At 66.5% G+C, this 15,293-nt stretch carries 14 protein-coding genes and 1 rRNA gene; 14 read left to right on the forward strand and 1 reads right to left on the reverse strand.

Annotation, left to right across the window (positions count from 1 at the left end):
* Nucleotides 1-51 precede the first annotated feature (51 nt).
* From rrf to KI794_RS02890, 5 genes are all read left to right on the forward strand, one after another.
* A 5S ribosomal RNA gene (gene rrf / locus KI794_RS02870) occupies nucleotides 52-168 on the forward strand.
* A 281-nt stretch (nucleotides 169-449) separates the two neighbouring features.
* Complete coding sequence (locus KI794_RS02875; protein ID WP_255809065.1) at nucleotides 450-1,676, forward strand: hypothetical protein; 1,227 nt, start codon at nucleotides 450-452, stop codon at nucleotides 1,674-1,676.
* Nucleotides 1,595-2,560: a hypothetical protein gene (locus KI794_RS02880; RefSeq protein ID WP_255809066.1), complete on the forward strand. Its 966-nt coding sequence runs from the start codon at nucleotides 1,595-1,597 to the stop codon at nucleotides 2,558-2,560. The genes KI794_RS02875 and KI794_RS02880 overlap by 82 nt, the downstream gene beginning before the upstream one ends.
* 4 nt (nucleotides 2,561-2,564) lie before the next feature.
* The gene (locus tag KI794_RS02885) at nucleotides 2,565-3,602 is read left to right on the forward strand and encodes an HAD-IIA family hydrolase (RefSeq protein WP_119282095.1); all 1,038 of its coding nucleotides are present in this window, start codon (nucleotides 2,565-2,567) and stop codon (nucleotides 3,600-3,602) included.
* Between the two features lie 67 nt (nucleotides 3,603-3,669).
* Entirely contained in the window at nucleotides 3,670-4,302 is a 633-nt protein-coding gene (locus tag KI794_RS02890) for a PepSY domain-containing protein (protein ID WP_255809067.1), read from the forward strand.
* A 33-nt stretch (nucleotides 4,303-4,335) separates the two neighbouring features.
* On the opposite strand, the gene KI794_RS02895 is transcribed toward KI794_RS02890, so the two are convergent.
* Nucleotides 4,336-5,589, reverse strand: a complete 1,254-nt coding sequence (locus tag KI794_RS02895) for an Nramp family divalent metal transporter (RefSeq protein WP_255809068.1) — start codon at nucleotides 5,587-5,589, stop codon at nucleotides 4,336-4,338.
* Between the two features lie 96 nt (nucleotides 5,590-5,685).
* Between KI794_RS02895 and KI794_RS02900 the strand changes: the two genes are divergently transcribed.
* The 9 genes from KI794_RS02900 (at nucleotide 5,686) to KI794_RS02940 (ending at nucleotide 15,286) form a co-directional block, all read left to right on the forward strand.
* Nucleotides 5,686-5,889 (forward strand): hypothetical protein, encoded by a 204-nt coding sequence (locus KI794_RS02900; protein WP_119282092.1) that lies wholly within the window; start codon nucleotides 5,686-5,688, stop codon nucleotides 5,887-5,889.
* Nucleotides 5,876-6,742: a TlyA family RNA methyltransferase gene (locus KI794_RS02905; RefSeq protein ID WP_255809723.1), complete on the forward strand. Its 867-nt coding sequence runs from the start codon at nucleotides 5,876-5,878 to the stop codon at nucleotides 6,740-6,742. Before KI794_RS02900 ends, KI794_RS02905 begins: the two co-directional genes overlap by 14 nt.
* Nucleotides 6,739-7,722, forward strand: a complete 984-nt coding sequence (locus tag KI794_RS02910; protein WP_255809069.1) for an NAD kinase — start codon at nucleotides 6,739-6,741, stop codon at nucleotides 7,720-7,722. The genes KI794_RS02905 and KI794_RS02910 overlap by 4 nt, the downstream gene beginning before the upstream one ends.
* Entirely contained in the window at nucleotides 7,719-9,404 is a 1,686-nt protein-coding gene (gene recN / locus KI794_RS02915; protein ID WP_255809070.1) for a DNA repair protein RecN, read from the forward strand. Before KI794_RS02910 ends, recN begins: the two co-directional genes overlap by 4 nt.
* A gap of 223 nt (nucleotides 9,405-9,627) precedes the next feature.
* Nucleotides 9,628-10,881 (forward strand): AI-2E family transporter, encoded by a 1,254-nt coding sequence (locus tag KI794_RS02920; RefSeq protein ID WP_119278722.1) that lies wholly within the window; start codon nucleotides 9,628-9,630, stop codon nucleotides 10,879-10,881.
* A gap of 45 nt (nucleotides 10,882-10,926) precedes the next feature.
* Nucleotides 10,927-12,621, forward strand: coding sequence for a CTP synthase (locus tag KI794_RS02925; protein ID WP_119278720.1), 1,695 nt, complete (start codon nucleotides 10,927-10,929; stop codon nucleotides 12,619-12,621).
* A 6-nt stretch (nucleotides 12,622-12,627) separates the two neighbouring features.
* Nucleotides 12,628-13,287: an NUDIX domain-containing protein gene (locus KI794_RS02930; protein WP_255809071.1), complete on the forward strand. Its 660-nt coding sequence runs from the start codon at nucleotides 12,628-12,630 to the stop codon at nucleotides 13,285-13,287.
* A 4-nt stretch (nucleotides 13,288-13,291) separates the two neighbouring features.
* Nucleotides 13,292-14,305 (forward strand): site-specific tyrosine recombinase XerD, encoded by a 1,014-nt coding sequence (locus tag KI794_RS02935; RefSeq protein WP_255809072.1) that lies wholly within the window; start codon nucleotides 13,292-13,294, stop codon nucleotides 14,303-14,305.
* Between the two features lie 126 nt (nucleotides 14,306-14,431).
* On the forward strand, nucleotides 14,432-15,286 hold the full coding sequence (locus KI794_RS02940) for a ParA family protein (RefSeq protein WP_119278714.1): 855 nt from the start codon (nucleotides 14,432-14,434) through the stop codon (nucleotides 15,284-15,286).
* Nucleotides 15,287-15,293: the final 7 nt, after the last annotated feature.

Here is a 15,293-nt window from a genome sequence, read left to right on the forward strand (position 1 = left end):
AACCCCAGCACGTTACGTGCCTGGTCGGGGTTGGTTTCATGTCAATAGAGTTTCGGTGGTTATAGCGTCAGGGAAACGCCCGGTCACATTCCGAACCCGGAAGCTAAGGCTGACAGCGCCGATGGTACTGCGAGGGGGACCTCGTGGGAGAGTAGGACACCGCCGAACAACCTTTATTGAAAGGGGTTGTTCAGATGAAGCTGACCAAGATGGTCGCCTCGTCTGAACAGCCCCTTTTTCATTTTGTAGACTGAGAAGCACAGTCTCGTAGAGATAACAATCACACAGGGAGAATCACATGAACGACCGACAGGACCGACCCGAGGAATCCGGGCGTCCGCGCCGTTCAAGTGGTGACCGTCCCCGGAGCTCAGGCTACGATCGAGATCGCACACCGCGCGATGATCGCGGAGGCCGTGACGACCGACGCTCCTCCTACGGTGGGCGCGATGATCGCCGCTCGTACGGCGGCGACCGTGACGGTCGTGGCGATCGTGCACCGTACCGTGGTGACCGCGAAGGCGGCCAACGTGGTGACCGCACTCCGTACCGCGGTGATCGTGACGATCGCGGACAGCGCGGCGACCGGCCCGCGTACCGTGGAGACAGTGCAGGTGGCGATCGCCGCCAGTTCCGTGGCGATCGCGACGATCGCGGCCAGCAGCGTGGCGACCGTGCTCCCTACCGTGGCGACCGTGACGGCGGCCAGCGCGGTGACCGTGCCCCGTACCGCGGTGATCGTGACGATCGTGGCAAGCGCGGCGACCGGCCCGCGTACCGTGGAGACAGGGAAGGTGGCGATCGCCGCCAGTTCCGTGGCGATCGCGACGATCGCGGCCAGCAGCGTGGTGAGCGTGCTCCTTACCGTGGCGACCGTGACGGCGGCCAGCGCGGGGATCGTGCTCCCTACCGCGGTGACCGTCCCGCGTACCGCGGTGACCGTCCCGCGTACCGCGGTGACCGAGACGATCGTGCCCAGCGAGGGGACCGCCCCGCGTACCGCGGTGATCGTGACGGTGGCCAGCGCGGTGACCGTCCCTCATACCGAGGCGATCGCGACGATCGTGGTCAGCGGGGGGATCGTGCTCCGTACCGTGGCGACCGAGATAGCGGGCCCCGTGGAGACCGTCCCGCGTACCGTGGAGACCGCGACGATCGTGCTCAGCGCGGCGACCGTGCTCCGTACCGCGGTGACCGAGACGATCGCGGACAGCGTGGCGACCGTGCTCCGTACCGTGGTGACCGCGACGACCGTGGCCAGCGTGGGGATCGCCCCGCGTACCGCGGCGACCGTGATGGTGGCGAGCGTCGCCAGTTCCGGGGCGATCGCGATGATCGCGGGCAGCAGCGCGGAGATCGTGCTCCCTACCGTGGTGATCGTGATGGCGGCCAGCGTGGTGATCGTCCGGCGTACCGTGGTGACCGCGACGGCGGGCAGCGCGGCGACCGTCCTGCCTTCCGCGGCGGCCGCGACGATCGGCGCGAGAGCGATTCGAGGGGGCGCGGCGGCACACGCGGTGGCGGCCGCAGTGACCGTGGCGGCCAGGACCGCGAGTTTACCGAGGAGGAGCGGCTCCAGCACTCGCTTCGCCCGGTGCGCAGCGAGCACGACGACCCGATCATTGCCGACCACATTCGGGTCAACGACCTGCACCCGTCTGCCCGTAACGAGCTGAAGACCCTGCAGCCTGAGGTGCAGGAGCGCGTCGCACTACACCTTGCGATGGCTGCGGAGTTGATTGAAGACGATCCTGAGCTTGCTCACCAGCATGCGATCTCTGCGAGCAGGCGTGCGGGGCGCATTCCTGTCACCCGTGAGACCCTGGCGATGACTGCCTACCGAACCGGTGATTTCGCGCTCGCGATCCGTGAACTTCGCACGTTCCGCCGTCTGAGCGGCCGTGACACTCACCTCGCGATCATGGTCGACTCTGAGCGCGGCCTGGGCCGTCCGGAGAAGGCGATTGAGACGGGGCTTGAAGTTGACCCTTCGACCCTTGATACTGCTGATCGTGTTCACCTTGCTATCGCGATGTCTGGTGCTCGTCTCGACCTTGGTCAGACGCAGCAGGCGCTGTTTGAACTCGAAATTCCTGAGCTTGATCCGAAGAAGGGCTTCTCCTGGAGCCCAGAGCTGTTCGGCGCGTACGCGACGGTCCTTGAGGATCTCGGTCGTGTCGACGAGGCAAAGACATGGTTCGCTTACGCGGATCGGGCAGAGGCCGCGCTCGAGGAGCACTTCGGCGGAATGGATGAGATCGAGGTGCTCGAGATCACCGAGTACGAAGACCTCTATGACGACGAAGCTCGCGAGGACGCTGATGACGAAGGTCGTGAGCACGCAGACGCGGACGGCGTTGAGGCGGCAGCGGTCTCCAGTGACCTCCCGGGCGTCGAGGGCTCAGAAGACTCCGGGGAGTCAGCGGATGCGGCAGATTCAGACGACTCAGAGGAGTCAGACGCCGAGTCGGACGAGTATCTTGACGCGTTCGTAGAGGCAGAGGCAGAGGCAGAGGCCGAGGAACTCGCCGCTGCAACTGAGCGGGACGAAAAGGAGTAACACGATGGCCCTGTTCGGTAGGCGTGAGAGGTTTGATGCTGCACCCGTGGAAGGCCGGGAGGTGTTGCTCACCGACCTCGATGGAGTTATCTATCGTGGGCACGGAGCAGTCGCCGGTGCCGTGGAAGCGCTGAACCTCGCTGCCGAGCAGGCCCGCGTGGGGTACGTTACGAACAATGCTGCGCGCACCGATGCGGCCGTCGCGGCGCACCTTACCGAGCTCGGGCTGCGCGCTACCGCCGCCGATGTGATTACCTCGCCCCAGGCGGCAGTTGCGCTGCTGCGTGAGGCCGTCCCTGCGGGGTCTCGGGTGCTTGTTGTTGGGGGCGAGGGGCTGACCCACGAGCTCGAGAAGGCAGGCTTTCAGTGGACCCGCAGCGCTGACGACAATCCCGTCGCAGTGGTGCAGGGGTTCGCGAAAGACGTGGGGTGGGAACAGCTTGCCGAGGCCGCGTACGCGCTGCAGGAAGCGCCCGGGCGCGAGCCGTTGCCGTGGATCGCGACGAACACTGACTGGACAGTTCCACGCTCGCGCGGAATTGCCCCGGGAAATGGGACGCTCGTGTCTGCGGTGCACACCGCCGTTCAGCGGCTCCCAGATTTCGCGGGCAAGCCTGAGACTCCGATCTATGAGGCGGCGTTTGAGCGGTTCGGCTCGCGCAACGCCCTGATGCTCGGCGACCGCCTGGACACGGATATCAAGGGTGCTGTTGCGGCGGGCATTCCATCGCTGTTCGTGCTCACTGGCGTCGACAGGCCGAAGCAGCTCATCGCCGCGTCTGCGGATATGCGGCCTGACTACATCGTCGCCTCGCTCGCCGAACTGCACAAGCCATACATGCGTGCTGAGACGCTGAAAGATGGCACCGTGCGGGTGGGGTCTGCGAAGGTTCGTATGGACGGCCACATCGTGAAGGTGCTTGCAGAGGGCGACTCGCCAATGGAGTTGTTGCGCGCCGGCTGCGGCGCGATCTGGGCCTCGGGCCTCGCGATCTACGGGCTCAAGGTGCCCGAGATTCTTGTGGAGGATCACTGGCGTTAACCTCAGGGGCCACAGACGTCGCTCAGCTACCATGGAGGTGCAGAACGATGACCGGGAGGTTGAGGCCATGCGCCACGTAGCATCTACACTCACAATCGCAGGCGCGTTGGGGGCGGTGCTGCTGTTCTCAGGCTGCGCGCCCACGGTCACGGCGATCCCGCCAGAGACCTCAGAGGCCCCGTCTCCGTCCACCCCCGAGGCTGCGCCGGATGCGGGGACGCAGGACCCGTCAGTTGGTGCGACGCCGTTTGACGTCGACCTCACGAAGACCGAGTTCGCCACGAGCTGGCGTGATGCGCTCGCCACCGGCGCCACAGCGTTCGACGGGGAGCCGGTATCGGTGTCGTTCGAATGGAACCGCACGGTCTGGGCGTACACCGTCAAACTGCTTTCGGCCGATGAGGTCTACCTCGCCACGGTGAACGCTGACACCGGCGAGATCATCGGTGAGTGGACGAAGCCGCGAGGCGGTGGTGGCCGCGCCGGGACGCCAACTGGCGTGTTCCCTGCTGACGGCGTCATCGAGCCGTCGGCTGCGATTGCAGCGGCGCTCACCGCCGCGCAGGGAACGTTCGAGGAGTGGGAGCTCGAGCAAGACAATGGCGTGCTCGCATACGAGGTGCAGATCGATCAGGGGAACGACGACGTCGATGTCAGGATCGATGCGCGCTCTGGCAAAGTCCTGGAGATCGATAACTAGCTCAGCTCTCTCGTCGAGGTGTGGCTGTCTCCGCTACGCCCCGAGTACCAGCGTTGAGTAGAGCAGCCAGAGATTGAGTGCGACGATCGCGAGGACGACTGCGAGCGAAACGTAGCGAAGCGCTGCGCCGTTCGTGAACTCGCCCATGAGTTCGCGCTTGCCTGTGAACGCGATAAGTGGGACGAGCGCGAAGGGGATACCGAACGAGAGCACGACCTGGCTCACGACGAGCGCCCACGTCGGATCGATGCCGAACCCAAGCAATATGAGGGCGGGCATGATCGTCACGATCCTGCGGGCGATTAGCGGCACGCGTACGTGCAGCAATCCGGCCATGATCTCGGAGCCGGCGTAGGCGCCAACTGACGTGGATGCGAGGCCAGACACGAGCAGGCCGATGGCGAAGAGGAGCCCAACGGCTGGCCCGACGTGCTCGGTGATCGCGGCTGCCGCGCCCTCAATAGTGTCGGTCCCATCAATACCCGGTAGCGACGCCGCCGCAAGCAGGAGCATCGCGATATTCACGCCGCCGGCGACGACAAGCGCGAGCACGACGTCGAGCTTGGTTGCGCGCAGGAGCCGCTTGATGCGCGTGGCGCGACCCTCCGCGTGGCCCTCGGGAGTGTGGCCGTGTCTGTCACGCGAGAGCGACGAGTGCAGATAGATCGCGTGCGGCATGACAGTCGCGCCGAGCATGCTCGCCGCGAGCAGCACCGACTGCGTGTCAACGAACCGAGGAACGAGGCCCGCGAACATTGCGCCGATGTCGAGCTGGCTGACGAACAGCCCGCCGACGAACCCAACAGTAATGATGAACAGCATCGCCATGATGACGACCTCGAAGCGCCGCTGATGTCGTCCCTGGAGGAGCAGGACGAGCAGCGAGACGATCCCGACGATGACGCCGCCGGCAACGAGCGGAACGCCAAACAGGATGTAGAGGGCGATGGCTCCGCCAATGACCTCTGCGAGATCGGTCGCCGCCGCCACGAGCTCGGCTTGAGCCCAGTACAGCCTGCGTCCAGCTGGGCGAAGGCGCTCCCCAAGCAGCTGGGGCAGGCTCTTGCCGGTGACGAGACCAAGCTTTGCAGAGAGGTACTGGACGATGACAGCCATGACGTTTGCCGCGACAAGTACCCAGAGCAGCGTGTACCCGTACCGTGCGCCGGCCGACAGGTTCGCGGCGACGTTGCCTGGATCGACGTACGCGATCGCCGCCACGAACGCAGGACCCAGGAGGCCAAACAGCCGCCGTTCAGGGCGTCGGTTCGAAGTCGAGGGCAGCATGCCCCCATCGTAGTACGCCTAGTCGGAACCTCAAGTTCGATGCATCGAACTTCGACTTTCCGGCGGCGCGACAGAGGGGGCGGATAGGCTTGACGCATGCAGCACGACGCACAGGACGAACTCTCTGGGGCAGTTCCGCCCTCGAGCGAGTCGACCGCGGCTGGCGCCGAGAGCGACGGCCTCCTCGGCCGCATCGAGATCATCGAGTCCCAGCCGCTCGATAAGCGCGCGCAGGGGTTCGAACAGCTCCACGATGAACTACTCGCCGAACTGCAGCGCAGTGACAATGAAGGGGCCTGATCCGGTGGCAGCGCAAAGCCGGTGGGATGGCCCACTCGAACGCGTTGATCGCGCCGTCGTCGAGCTCGGCCTCGTCCGCTCGCGCAGTAGGGCTGCAGAGCTGATTGGCGCGGGCGGAATCGCGATCGACGGTGTCCCAGCGGCAAAGCCAGGGGCACGCGTGCGCGCGGGGTCGCTCGTGTCTGTGCTCGGCGACGACAACTACGTGAGTCGAGGCGCCCACAAGCTTGTGGCAGCGCTCGACGAGTTCGCGATCGACCCCGCGGGCAAGCTCGCGCTCGATCTCGGAGCGTCGACAGGTGGGTTCACCCAGGTGCTGCTCGAACGCGGTGCGCGGGAGGTGCTCGCAATCGACGTCGGCCACGACCAGTTGGCGCCGGAGCTCCGTGCCGACCCGCGCGTTCGCGTCGTTGAGGGCTGCAACGCGCGTGAACTTGATGCCGCGCTGCTCGCTGACTTGACCGGCGTTGCCGAACGGCCGAGCCTTGTTGTCGCAGACCTCTCGTTCATTTCGCTCACCCTGATCCTGCCCGCGATCACGCGTTGCACCGATGCGGGGGCGGAGCTCGCGCTGCTCATCAAGCCCCAATTCGAGGTGGGCCGCGTGCGAGATGGCATCGTGACCGACCCCGCGCTGTGGCGAGAGGCGATCGTGAAGGTCATCGCCTCGGCAGGGGAGAACTCACTCGGTGTCCGGGGACTCGCAGCCTCCCCGATCGCTGGCGGGGAGGGAAATCGCGAGTTCCTCGTGCATCTCGTGCGCGGCGAACCCGCCGATCCGGGAGAATGGAGTTCGCGCATCGATGAGGTGTGCGGGCCCGTGGACGCGCGTGACGAGGGGAGCGGAGAGTGACAGTTTCAACGCAGGACCGGTGCATGCTCATCGTCTCGCACACCTACCGGACTGAGGCGATCGAGGCGACCGCAGCGGTCGTCGAAGCGCTCATCGGCGCGGGTGTCGTGCCGGTTCTTGGCGCGGCCGATCGCGACGAGTTCGCGCCGCACATGGACGTCACCCGAACGGCGGTGCTCGATGACGAGGTGCCGCTCAGCCAGCTCGAGGCGGCGTTCGTGCTTGGCGGCGACGGCACGATCCTGCGCGCGGCAGAAATGCTCCACGGCTCTGCCTGCCCGATCGTCGGCGTGAACCTCGGCCACGTCGGCTTCCTCGCCGAGATGGAGAGCTTTGACCTCGGCTTCACTGTCGAGCAAGTACTCGCCGGCAACTACACGGTTGACGAGCGCCTCACCCTCGACGTCCGCGCCGAGCTGAATGGCGAGGTGCTCGCTGAGACCTGGGCGCTGAACGAGGCGACGGTCGAGAAGCGCAGGCGCATGCTTGAAGTGTCGGTTGGCATCGACGATCACCCCGTCTCGGTGTTCGCGTGCGACGGCGTCGTGCTCGCGACTCCGACTGGCTCCACTGCCTACGCGTTTTCGGCGGGCGGCCCGATCGTGTGGCCCTCGGTGCAGGCGTTGCTGATGGTGCCGATCGCGGCCCATGCGCTCTTCAACAGGCCGCTCGTCGCCGGCCCAGACTCCGAACTCACCGTGCGGATTCTGCCGCAGAATGTCGGACCTGGCGTGATGTGGTGCGACGGCCGCCGACGCACAGAGCTTCCAGCCGGGTCGGTCGTGACTGTCCGCCGGTCACCGGAGACAGTGCGCATTGCTCGCCTGAACGAGGCCCCCTTCTCTGAACGCCTGGTGCGCAAGTTCGACCTCCCGGTTAGCGGGTGGCGGGGCGACCGGAACGGGAACGGGCGCCGTGTCGGAGGCGGCGCGGACTCACAGGCCACGGTTGCTGGCCCCAATGGAGGTGGTGAGGCATGATCGAAGAACTCCGCATCAAAGACCTCGGGGTGATCGCCGACGCGACGCTCCCGCTCGGGCCAGGGTTCACCGCGATCACCGGCGAGACCGGCGCGGGCAAGACGATGGTTGTGAGCGCGCTTGGCCTGTTGATGGGTGAGCGTTCTGACGCCGGCGCGGTGCGCATCGGCGCGAGTCAGGCGCGGGTCAGCGGCATCGTCCACACCTCCGACGCCGCTGTCGCAGACATTGTCGACGAGATCGGCGGCGAGGTCGAAGACAGCGAGCTCGTGATGAGCCGCACCGTGTCAGCCGAAGGCAGAAGCCGCGCGGCGGTCGGCGGTGCGAGCGCCCCTGTCGGGGCCCTCGGCAGGCTCGCCGACAGGCTGTTCGCCGTGCATGGTCAGTCCGAGCAACTGCGGTTGAAGTCGCAGTCCGCACAGCGCAACACCCTCGACAGGTTCGGTGGCTCGAAGATCGCAGACGCGGTGCGCGCCTATCGCGATGTGCACGCCGAACGTGTCGCCGCAGAGGATCGGTTGCAGACCCTCACCGAGACGCAGGAGTCTCGGTCGGCCGAAGTCGCAAAGCTTCGCGCCGAGCTCGCGGAGATCACCGCCGTCGAGCCCGTCGCAGGCGAAGAGTCAGAGCTTGCCAAGCGCATCGAGCTGCTCGGCAACGTCGAGGGCCTGCGCGCGGCCGCTGTCGGTGCCGGCGAGGCACTCGCGAGCGAGTCAGACGACCCCATGCAGCGGGACGCCGGTGGGCTCGTTGATCTCGCGGTGCAGGATCTCGAGCGAGTCGCGGACCTTGATCCGCGCATCGCCTCGGTCGCAGAGCAGTTGCGTTCGGTGAGCTTCCAGATCGCCGACGCCGCGAAGGAGCTCGCCGCCTACGCGAGCGACCTCGACGAGGAGGGCCCGGGGGAGCTCGCCCGCGCGAACGACCGCCTGGCACAGCTCACCGCCCTTTTTCGCTACTACGGCGCGACGAGTGAGGAAGTGCTCGCGCACGCGGATGCGACGTCGCGCGCCCTCCTCGAACTCGATAACGACGACGAGGCCCTCGGAGGCCTCGCCGATACGGTCGCAACGCTCACAGCCGAAGAGCGGGCGCTCGCCGAGCAGCTCACGCAGCTGCGCACGAGCGCGGCGGATCAGCTCGGTTCAGCAGTTTCGAAAGAGCTCCGCGCGCTCGCGCTCCCCGATGCCCAGTTCGTGGTGTCTGTCACACCCCTTGACGCGCTCAGCTCGTCGGGGGCCGACGAGGTCCAGTTTCTGCTCGCGCCCCATCCGGGATCGACGCCCCGGCCCATCGCGAAAAGCGCCTCTGGCGGCGAGCTGTCACGGGTGATGCTCGCCCTCGAGGTCGTGCTCGCCGGCGCCGACCCAGTCCCCACATTCGTGTTCGACGAGGTCGACGCTGGCGTCGGTGGCGCAGCGGCAATCGAGATCGGGCGGCGATTGAAGCAGCTGTCGCAGACCTCCCAGGTCATCGTTGTCACGCACCTCGCGCAGGTCGCGGCGTTTGCGACCAACCATCTTCGTGTCGTGAAAGACTCGAGCGGCGGATTCACGCAGTCGAGCTGTCAGCGCCTCGAGGGTGACGCGCGGCTTGCTGAGATGGCACGACTGCTCTCGGGCCTCGACACCTCTGAGAGCGCCCTTGACCACGCAGCGGAACTGCTGCAGCTCGGAGCGTAGCGCGCAAGGCGATGCCTCGCTCTGAGCGGCTCTCCTCCGCGGTTCCCGCGTCGGCCGGGCCCGGGGGGCGTGCCCGGCGGCGTCGCCGCGCAAGGCGATGCCTCGCTGTGAGCGGCTCTCCTCCGCGGTTCCCGCGTCGGCCGGGCCCGGGGGCGTGCCCGGCGGCGTCGCCGCGCAAGGCGATGCCTCGCTCTGAGCGGCTTGCCGCTGCTACGCTCACTGCATGGGGATATTCAAGTCCATAGGCTTTGGCAAGAAATCCAAGGCTCCGGCGGTCACTGTCGAACCAGCCTCCGAGCCGGCGGAGCCCAAACTCGTGCTGCACGCAGACACCACGCAGATGGACTCAGAGGTTCGCGAGATGTACCGCGACGCGCGTGACGCAGCCCAAGACGCCGAAGACGAGGCTCGGACAAGCCCCAAGCGTGAGTTCTTCGTCGGGAGGCCGTTCGCGCTTGGCTTCACAGTCACGCTCGGTGTGCTCGTCGCGATCGTCGTCGGCGACATGATCGGTCAGCTCTCGACGATTCTCATGTACGTCGTCGCGGCGCTGTTTATTGCGCTCGGCCTCGATCCAGTGGTGCGCTGGCTCGAACGTCACGGCGTGAGGCGGCCTCTTGGCATTGGGATCGTGTTTGTCGGCTTCATTCTCATCATCGGCGGGATCCTCGCTGTCGTCATTCCGATGATCGGAAACCAGGTCGCGCAGCTCGTGCAGAGCGCACCGGAGATCGTGCGCAATCTCACGAGCGAGCAGTGGTACAAGGACGTGAACGACAGGTTCGGGGAGTTCATCGATTTCAACTCCATCTTGAAGATGGGGCAGGACTTCATCGGCAAGCCCTCGAACTGGGCGTCGGTTGCTGGCGGCGTCTGGCAAGCGGGAATCGGGATCGCGAACGGGCTCACCGCGGGCCTCATCGTGCTCATCCTGTCGTTGTACTTCCTGTCGTCGCTGCGCACGATCAAGCGCGGCTTCTACTCGATCGTGCCGCGTTCGGGCCGCGCGAAGGTCATCGACATCACCGAGCAGGTCACGAAGTCGGTCGGCGGCTACGTGAACGGCATGGTTGTGCTCGCGCTCGTGAACGCGACGCTCGGCTTCATCATGATGACGATCGTTGGGGTCCCGTTCGCTGGCCTTGTCGCGGTCGGCGTCTTCCTGCTCGCGCTCATCCCGCTCATCGGATCGGTGCTCGCGACCGTGCTCGTGACGGCGATCGCGCTGTTCAACTCCCCGATCACCGCGCTCGTTGCGGCAATCTACTACCTCATCTACATGCAGCTTGAGTCGTACCTGCTCACGCCGCGCATCATGAACCGGGTGGTCTCGGTGCCAGGCTCGCTCGTTGTGATCGGTGCGCTCGCGGGCGGTACGTTGCTCGGTCTGCTCGGCGCGCTGATCGCGATCCCCGTCACTGCGGCGGTGCTGATGATCATCAAGCAGGTGTGGGTGCCGCGCCAGAACTCCCGCTAGTCGACAGCTGTTCACAAGACCGAAGAAGTGATAGGATTGAAGCCCGTGGGCACAAACGCGGAACAGAGCAAAACAACCAAGCACATCTTCGTGACCGGTGGGGTTGTTTCCTCACTCGGCAAGGGCCTGACAGCCGCGAGTCTCGGTAATCTTCTTACCGCACGCGGCCTGCATGTTGTCATGCAGAAGCTGGATCCCTACCTGAACGTCGACCCGGGAACGATGAACCCGTTCGAGCACGGCGAGGTCTTCGTGACCGACGACGGCGCTGAAACCGACCTCGACATTGGGCACTACGAGCGTTTCCTCGGCATCAACCTGTCGCAGGCCGCGAACGTGACGACCGGGCAGATCTACTCGGAGGTCATCCAGAAGGAGCGCCGCGGCGACTACCTCGGCGCGACCGTCCAGGTGATCCCGCACATCACGAACGAGATCAAGCGCCGCATGCGCCTGCAGGCTGAGCAGGATCCGCAGCCAGACGTCATCATCACCGAGATCGGTGGCACCGTCGGCGACATCGAGTCGCAGCCGTTCCTCGAGTCGGCGCGCCAGGTACGCCACGAGCTCGGCCGCAAGAACGTTATCTTCGTGCACGTCTCGCTCGTCCCGTTCATGGGCGCATCTGGCGAGCAGAAGACCAAGCCGACCCAGCACTCGGTCGCGCAGCTGCGGTCGATCGGCATTCAGCCCGACGCGCTCGTGCTGCGCTCGGACCGCCCGGTGACTGGCGACAACCTTCGCAAGATCGCGCTGATGTGCGACGTCGAAGAGGGCGCGGTCGTGAACGCGATCGACGTGAAGAGCATCTACGACCTGCCGCAGCTCTTGAACACCCAGGGACTCGACCAGACAATCGTCGACCACCTGCAGCTTGCAGACCGCGTCACTGACGTCGACTGGACCGGCTGGCGTCCCGTGCTTGACGCGGTGCACAACCCGAAGGGTGAGGTCACGATCGGCCTGGTCGGCAAGTACATCGACCTCCCCGACGCGTACCTCTCGGTCACCGAGGCGCTCCGAGCCGGCGGCTTCGCGCACTCGACGAAGGTGAACATCGAGTGGATCCCCTCGGATTCGTGCGAGACCCCTGAGGGAGCACGCGAGAAGCTGTCGCACCTGCACGCGATCTGCGTGCCTGGCGGCTTCGGCATTCGCGGCATTGAGGGCAAGCTTGGCGCGCTCCGTTTCGCCCGCGAGAACGGCATCCCGACGCTCGGTATTTGCCTCGGTCTGCAGTGCATGGTCATCGAGTACGCGCGCAACGTCGCTGGGCTCGAGGGTGCGTCGTCGACCGAGTTTGACCCCGAGACCCCGGTCCCTGTCATCGCGACGATGGCCGAGCAGGTTGAGATCATTGACGGTGGCGACCTTGGCGGCACCATGCGCCTCGGGCTGTACGAGGCGAAGCTCGCTGAGGGCTCACTGGCCGCGGAGGTCTACGGGTCTGACACCGCGAGCGAACGGCACCGCCACCGCTACGAGGTGAACAACGAGTACCGTGACGAGATCGCGGCTGCTGGCCTCTCGTTCTCGGGCCTCAGCCCTGACGGCGGCCTCGTCGAGTACGTTGAGCTGCCCCGCACCGTGCACCCGTACTACATCGCCACTCAGGCGCACCCCGAGCTGCGTTCGCGCCCAGGCACACCGCATCCGCTGTTCGCGGGCCTCGCGGGTGCCGCGATCGAGCGCCGTGAGGCGGCGAGCCTGTTCGAGGTCGACGAGACCTCGGCGGAGTAACCCAACGTGCCACACGCGGCCGGCCACGAGCATCTGATCGCCGACGAGCCCGCACTCGATGTGCGCGTGCTCGAGAGCACTGAGCTCGTGGCCGGCCACGTGTGGGACATCAGGCGTGACCGCCTCGAGTTCGCTGGCACCGTGCTTGAGCGCGACTACATGGACCATCCCGGTGCAGTCGCCGTGCTCGCGCTCGACGAAGACGATCGCGCGCTCATGTTCAGGCAGTACCGCCACCCGATCGCGCACCGCGACTGGGAGATCCCTGCGGGCCTCATGGACGTCGCGGGCGAGAGCGGCCTCGCCGGCGCGAAGCGCGAGCTCGCCGAAGAGGCCGACCTGCAGGCGACAGACTGGTCGCTGCTGCTCGAGATGTTTCTCAGCCCCGGGGGCTCCAGCGAGGTGATTCGCGTCTTTCTTGCCCGCGGCCTGAGCGAGGCGGTGCACGAGTTCGTTCGCGAGGGCGAGGAAGCCGAGCTCGAGCCCGTGTGGATCCCGCTCGAAGACGCCGTCGCCGCGGCGCTCGACGGCCGCATCGGAAACGCGCTTACTGTCGGAGCCGTGCTCGCCGCGGCCGCATCGAAGGCTGCGGGGTGGTCGACCCTCCGCGATCCTGATCTGCCGTGGACCGCGCGCGATCTCGTGCGCGGCGAACGATCGAGGTAGGCGCATGGAGCCGGGGCAAGCGATCGCGAAGTACCTCAGGCACCTGAGCATCGAGCGCGGGCTGAGCGACAACAGCATGGCCGCGTACAGGCGCGACTTCACGAAGTACGTCGACTGGCTTGGCGAGCGCGGTATCGACGATCTCGCGGGCGTCACCCCTGACACGATCTCTGCGTACGTCGCCGCGCTCGCCGAGGAGCAGCGCGCCCCGCGGGCCGCGGGGCCGGGCGCCGAGGCGGGCGATCAGGATCCGGTACCCGCGTATTCAGCCGCCTCGATCACGCGGATGGTGTCGACGGTGCGCGGGCTTCACCGGTTCCTGTACGACGAGGGCGCGCTCGCCGAGAATGCTGGTCGCGGCGTGCGCACCCCGAAGAAGGGCAAACGGCTCCCGAAGGCGCTCGCAATCGAAGATGTCGAGGCACTCCTCGGGGCGGTGAGCGGAGACGACCCGGTCTCGCTTCGAGACCGGGCGCTCCTCGAACTGCTCTACGCGACAGGCGCCCGAGTGAGCGAGATCGCCACGATCGACCTCGACGACCTCTACGCGGGAACCGGCCGCGAGGGCGCAGACGTCTGGGGCGACCCCGAGGGCACGCTCAGCGAGGGCGGCCTGCTGCGCGTCACGGGCAAGGGATCGAAGACAAGGATCGTGCCCTACGGCAGCTACGCCGGCCGCGCGCTCGCCGCCTACCTCGTGCGCGCAAGGCCGCAGTTCGCCGCTCGCGGTACCGGGACTCCAGCGCTGTTTCTCGGCCCGCGCGGCGCGCGGCTCTCGCGCCAGAGCGCGTGGCTCGTGATCCGGGCCGCCGCCGAGGCGGCGGAGCTCACCCAGGAGGTGTCGCCGCACACGCTCAGGCACTCATTCGCGACCCACCTGCTCGCCGGAGGGGCAGACGTGCGCGCGGTGCAGGAACTCCTCGGCCACTCGTCAGTAACGACGACGCAGATCTACACCCAGGTGACCGCGGACACGCTGCGCGAGCACTACGTGAACGCGCACCCGCGGGCGAAGTAGGGCGGCGCCCGCATTGCTGGTCGAAGACTGCCTGGGAGCTTCACGCAGACGGGAACCGAGCTTGAGCACCCCGGGACCAGCCCCAGGCCCGATAGGATAGGGCGTTAGCGACGGAAGGGAACTGGAGTGGCGAAAAAGCAGGTTGAGCTGGGACCGACGGGACGCCCGGAGCGCGTCATCCCCGCGCCCAAATCGCTCGATCGGCACGGGCCCGCGCGCATCATCGCGATGTGCAACCAGAAGGGCGGCGTCGGGAAGACCACGTCGACAATTAACCTCGCGGCTGCGCTTGCGCGCTACGGTCGCCGCGTGCTCGCTGTTGACTTCGATCCGCAGGGCGCGCTCTCTGCCGGTCTTGGCGTTCCCGCGCACGACGTTCCCACGATTTACGACCTCATGCTCGGCAAGCTCAAGGATCCGCGTGAGGCGATCCAGCACACGAGCACCGAGGGCCTCGACGTCATCCCCGCGAACATCGACCTCTCGGCTGCAGAAGTGCACCTCGTGAGCGAGGTTGCGCGCGAGCAGATCCTCGGCGGAGTGCTGCGCCGCATCACGGACGACTACGACGTGATCCTTATCGACTGCCAGCCCTCGCTTGGGCTGCTGACTGTGAACGCGCTCACCGCGAGCCACGGGGTGCTGATCCCGCTCGCGTGCGAGTACTTCGCGCTTCGCGGCGTCGCCCTGCTTGTCGAGACGATCGACAAGGTACGCGACAGGCTGAACCCGTCGCTCGAGCTCGACGGCATCCTCGCGACGATGTACGACCCGCGCACCCTGCACGCCCGCGAGGTGCTCGAGCGCGTCGTCGACACGTTTGGTGACTCGGTGTTCGACACCGTCATCGGCCGCACCGTGAAACTGCCAGACGCGCAGATCGCCGCGCAGTCGGTGCTCGAGTACGCGCCGTCAAACCCCGCCTCCGAGGCATACCTGAAGCTCGCTCGCGAGCTCGTGCAGCGCGGCGTGGTTGCCTAACCGAGAT

Origin of the sequence: Leucobacter aridicollis, from assembly GCF_024399335.1 — a bacterium.
Taxonomy (GTDB): Bacteria; Actinomycetota; Actinomycetes; order Actinomycetales; family Microbacteriaceae; genus Leucobacter; species Leucobacter aridicollis_A.

Bases quoted from the DNA above. Each gene is read 5' to 3' on its own strand.
- KI794_RS02890 (WP_255809067.1), top strand. From the start codon at position 3,670: ATGCGCCACGTAGCATCTACACTCACAATCGCAGGCGCGTTGGGGGCG.
- KI794_RS02895 (WP_255809068.1), bottom strand. From the start codon at position 5,589: ATGCTGCCCTCGACTTCGAACCGACGCCCTGAACGGCGGCTGTTTGGC.
- KI794_RS02875 (WP_255809065.1), top strand. From the start codon at position 450: ATGATCGCCGCTCGTACGGCGGCGACCGTGACGGTCGTGGCGATCGTG.
- KI794_RS02920 (WP_119278722.1), top strand. From the start codon at position 9,628: ATGGGGATATTCAAGTCCATAGGCTTTGGCAAGAAATCCAAGGCTCCG.
- KI794_RS02900 (WP_119282092.1), top strand. From the start codon at position 5,686: ATGCAGCACGACGCACAGGACGAACTCTCTGGGGCAGTTCCGCCCTCG.
- KI794_RS02885 (WP_119282095.1), top strand. From the start codon at position 2,565: ATGGCCCTGTTCGGTAGGCGTGAGAGGTTTGATGCTGCACCCGTGGAA.
- KI794_RS02905 (WP_255809723.1), top strand. From the start codon at position 5,876: ATGAAGGGGCCTGATCCGGTGGCAGCGCAAAGCCGGTGGGATGGCCCA.
- KI794_RS02935 (WP_255809072.1), top strand. From the start codon at position 13,292: ATGGAGCCGGGGCAAGCGATCGCGAAGTACCTCAGGCACCTGAGCATC.
- recN (WP_255809070.1), top strand. From the start codon at position 7,719: ATGATCGAAGAACTCCGCATCAAAGACCTCGGGGTGATCGCCGACGCG.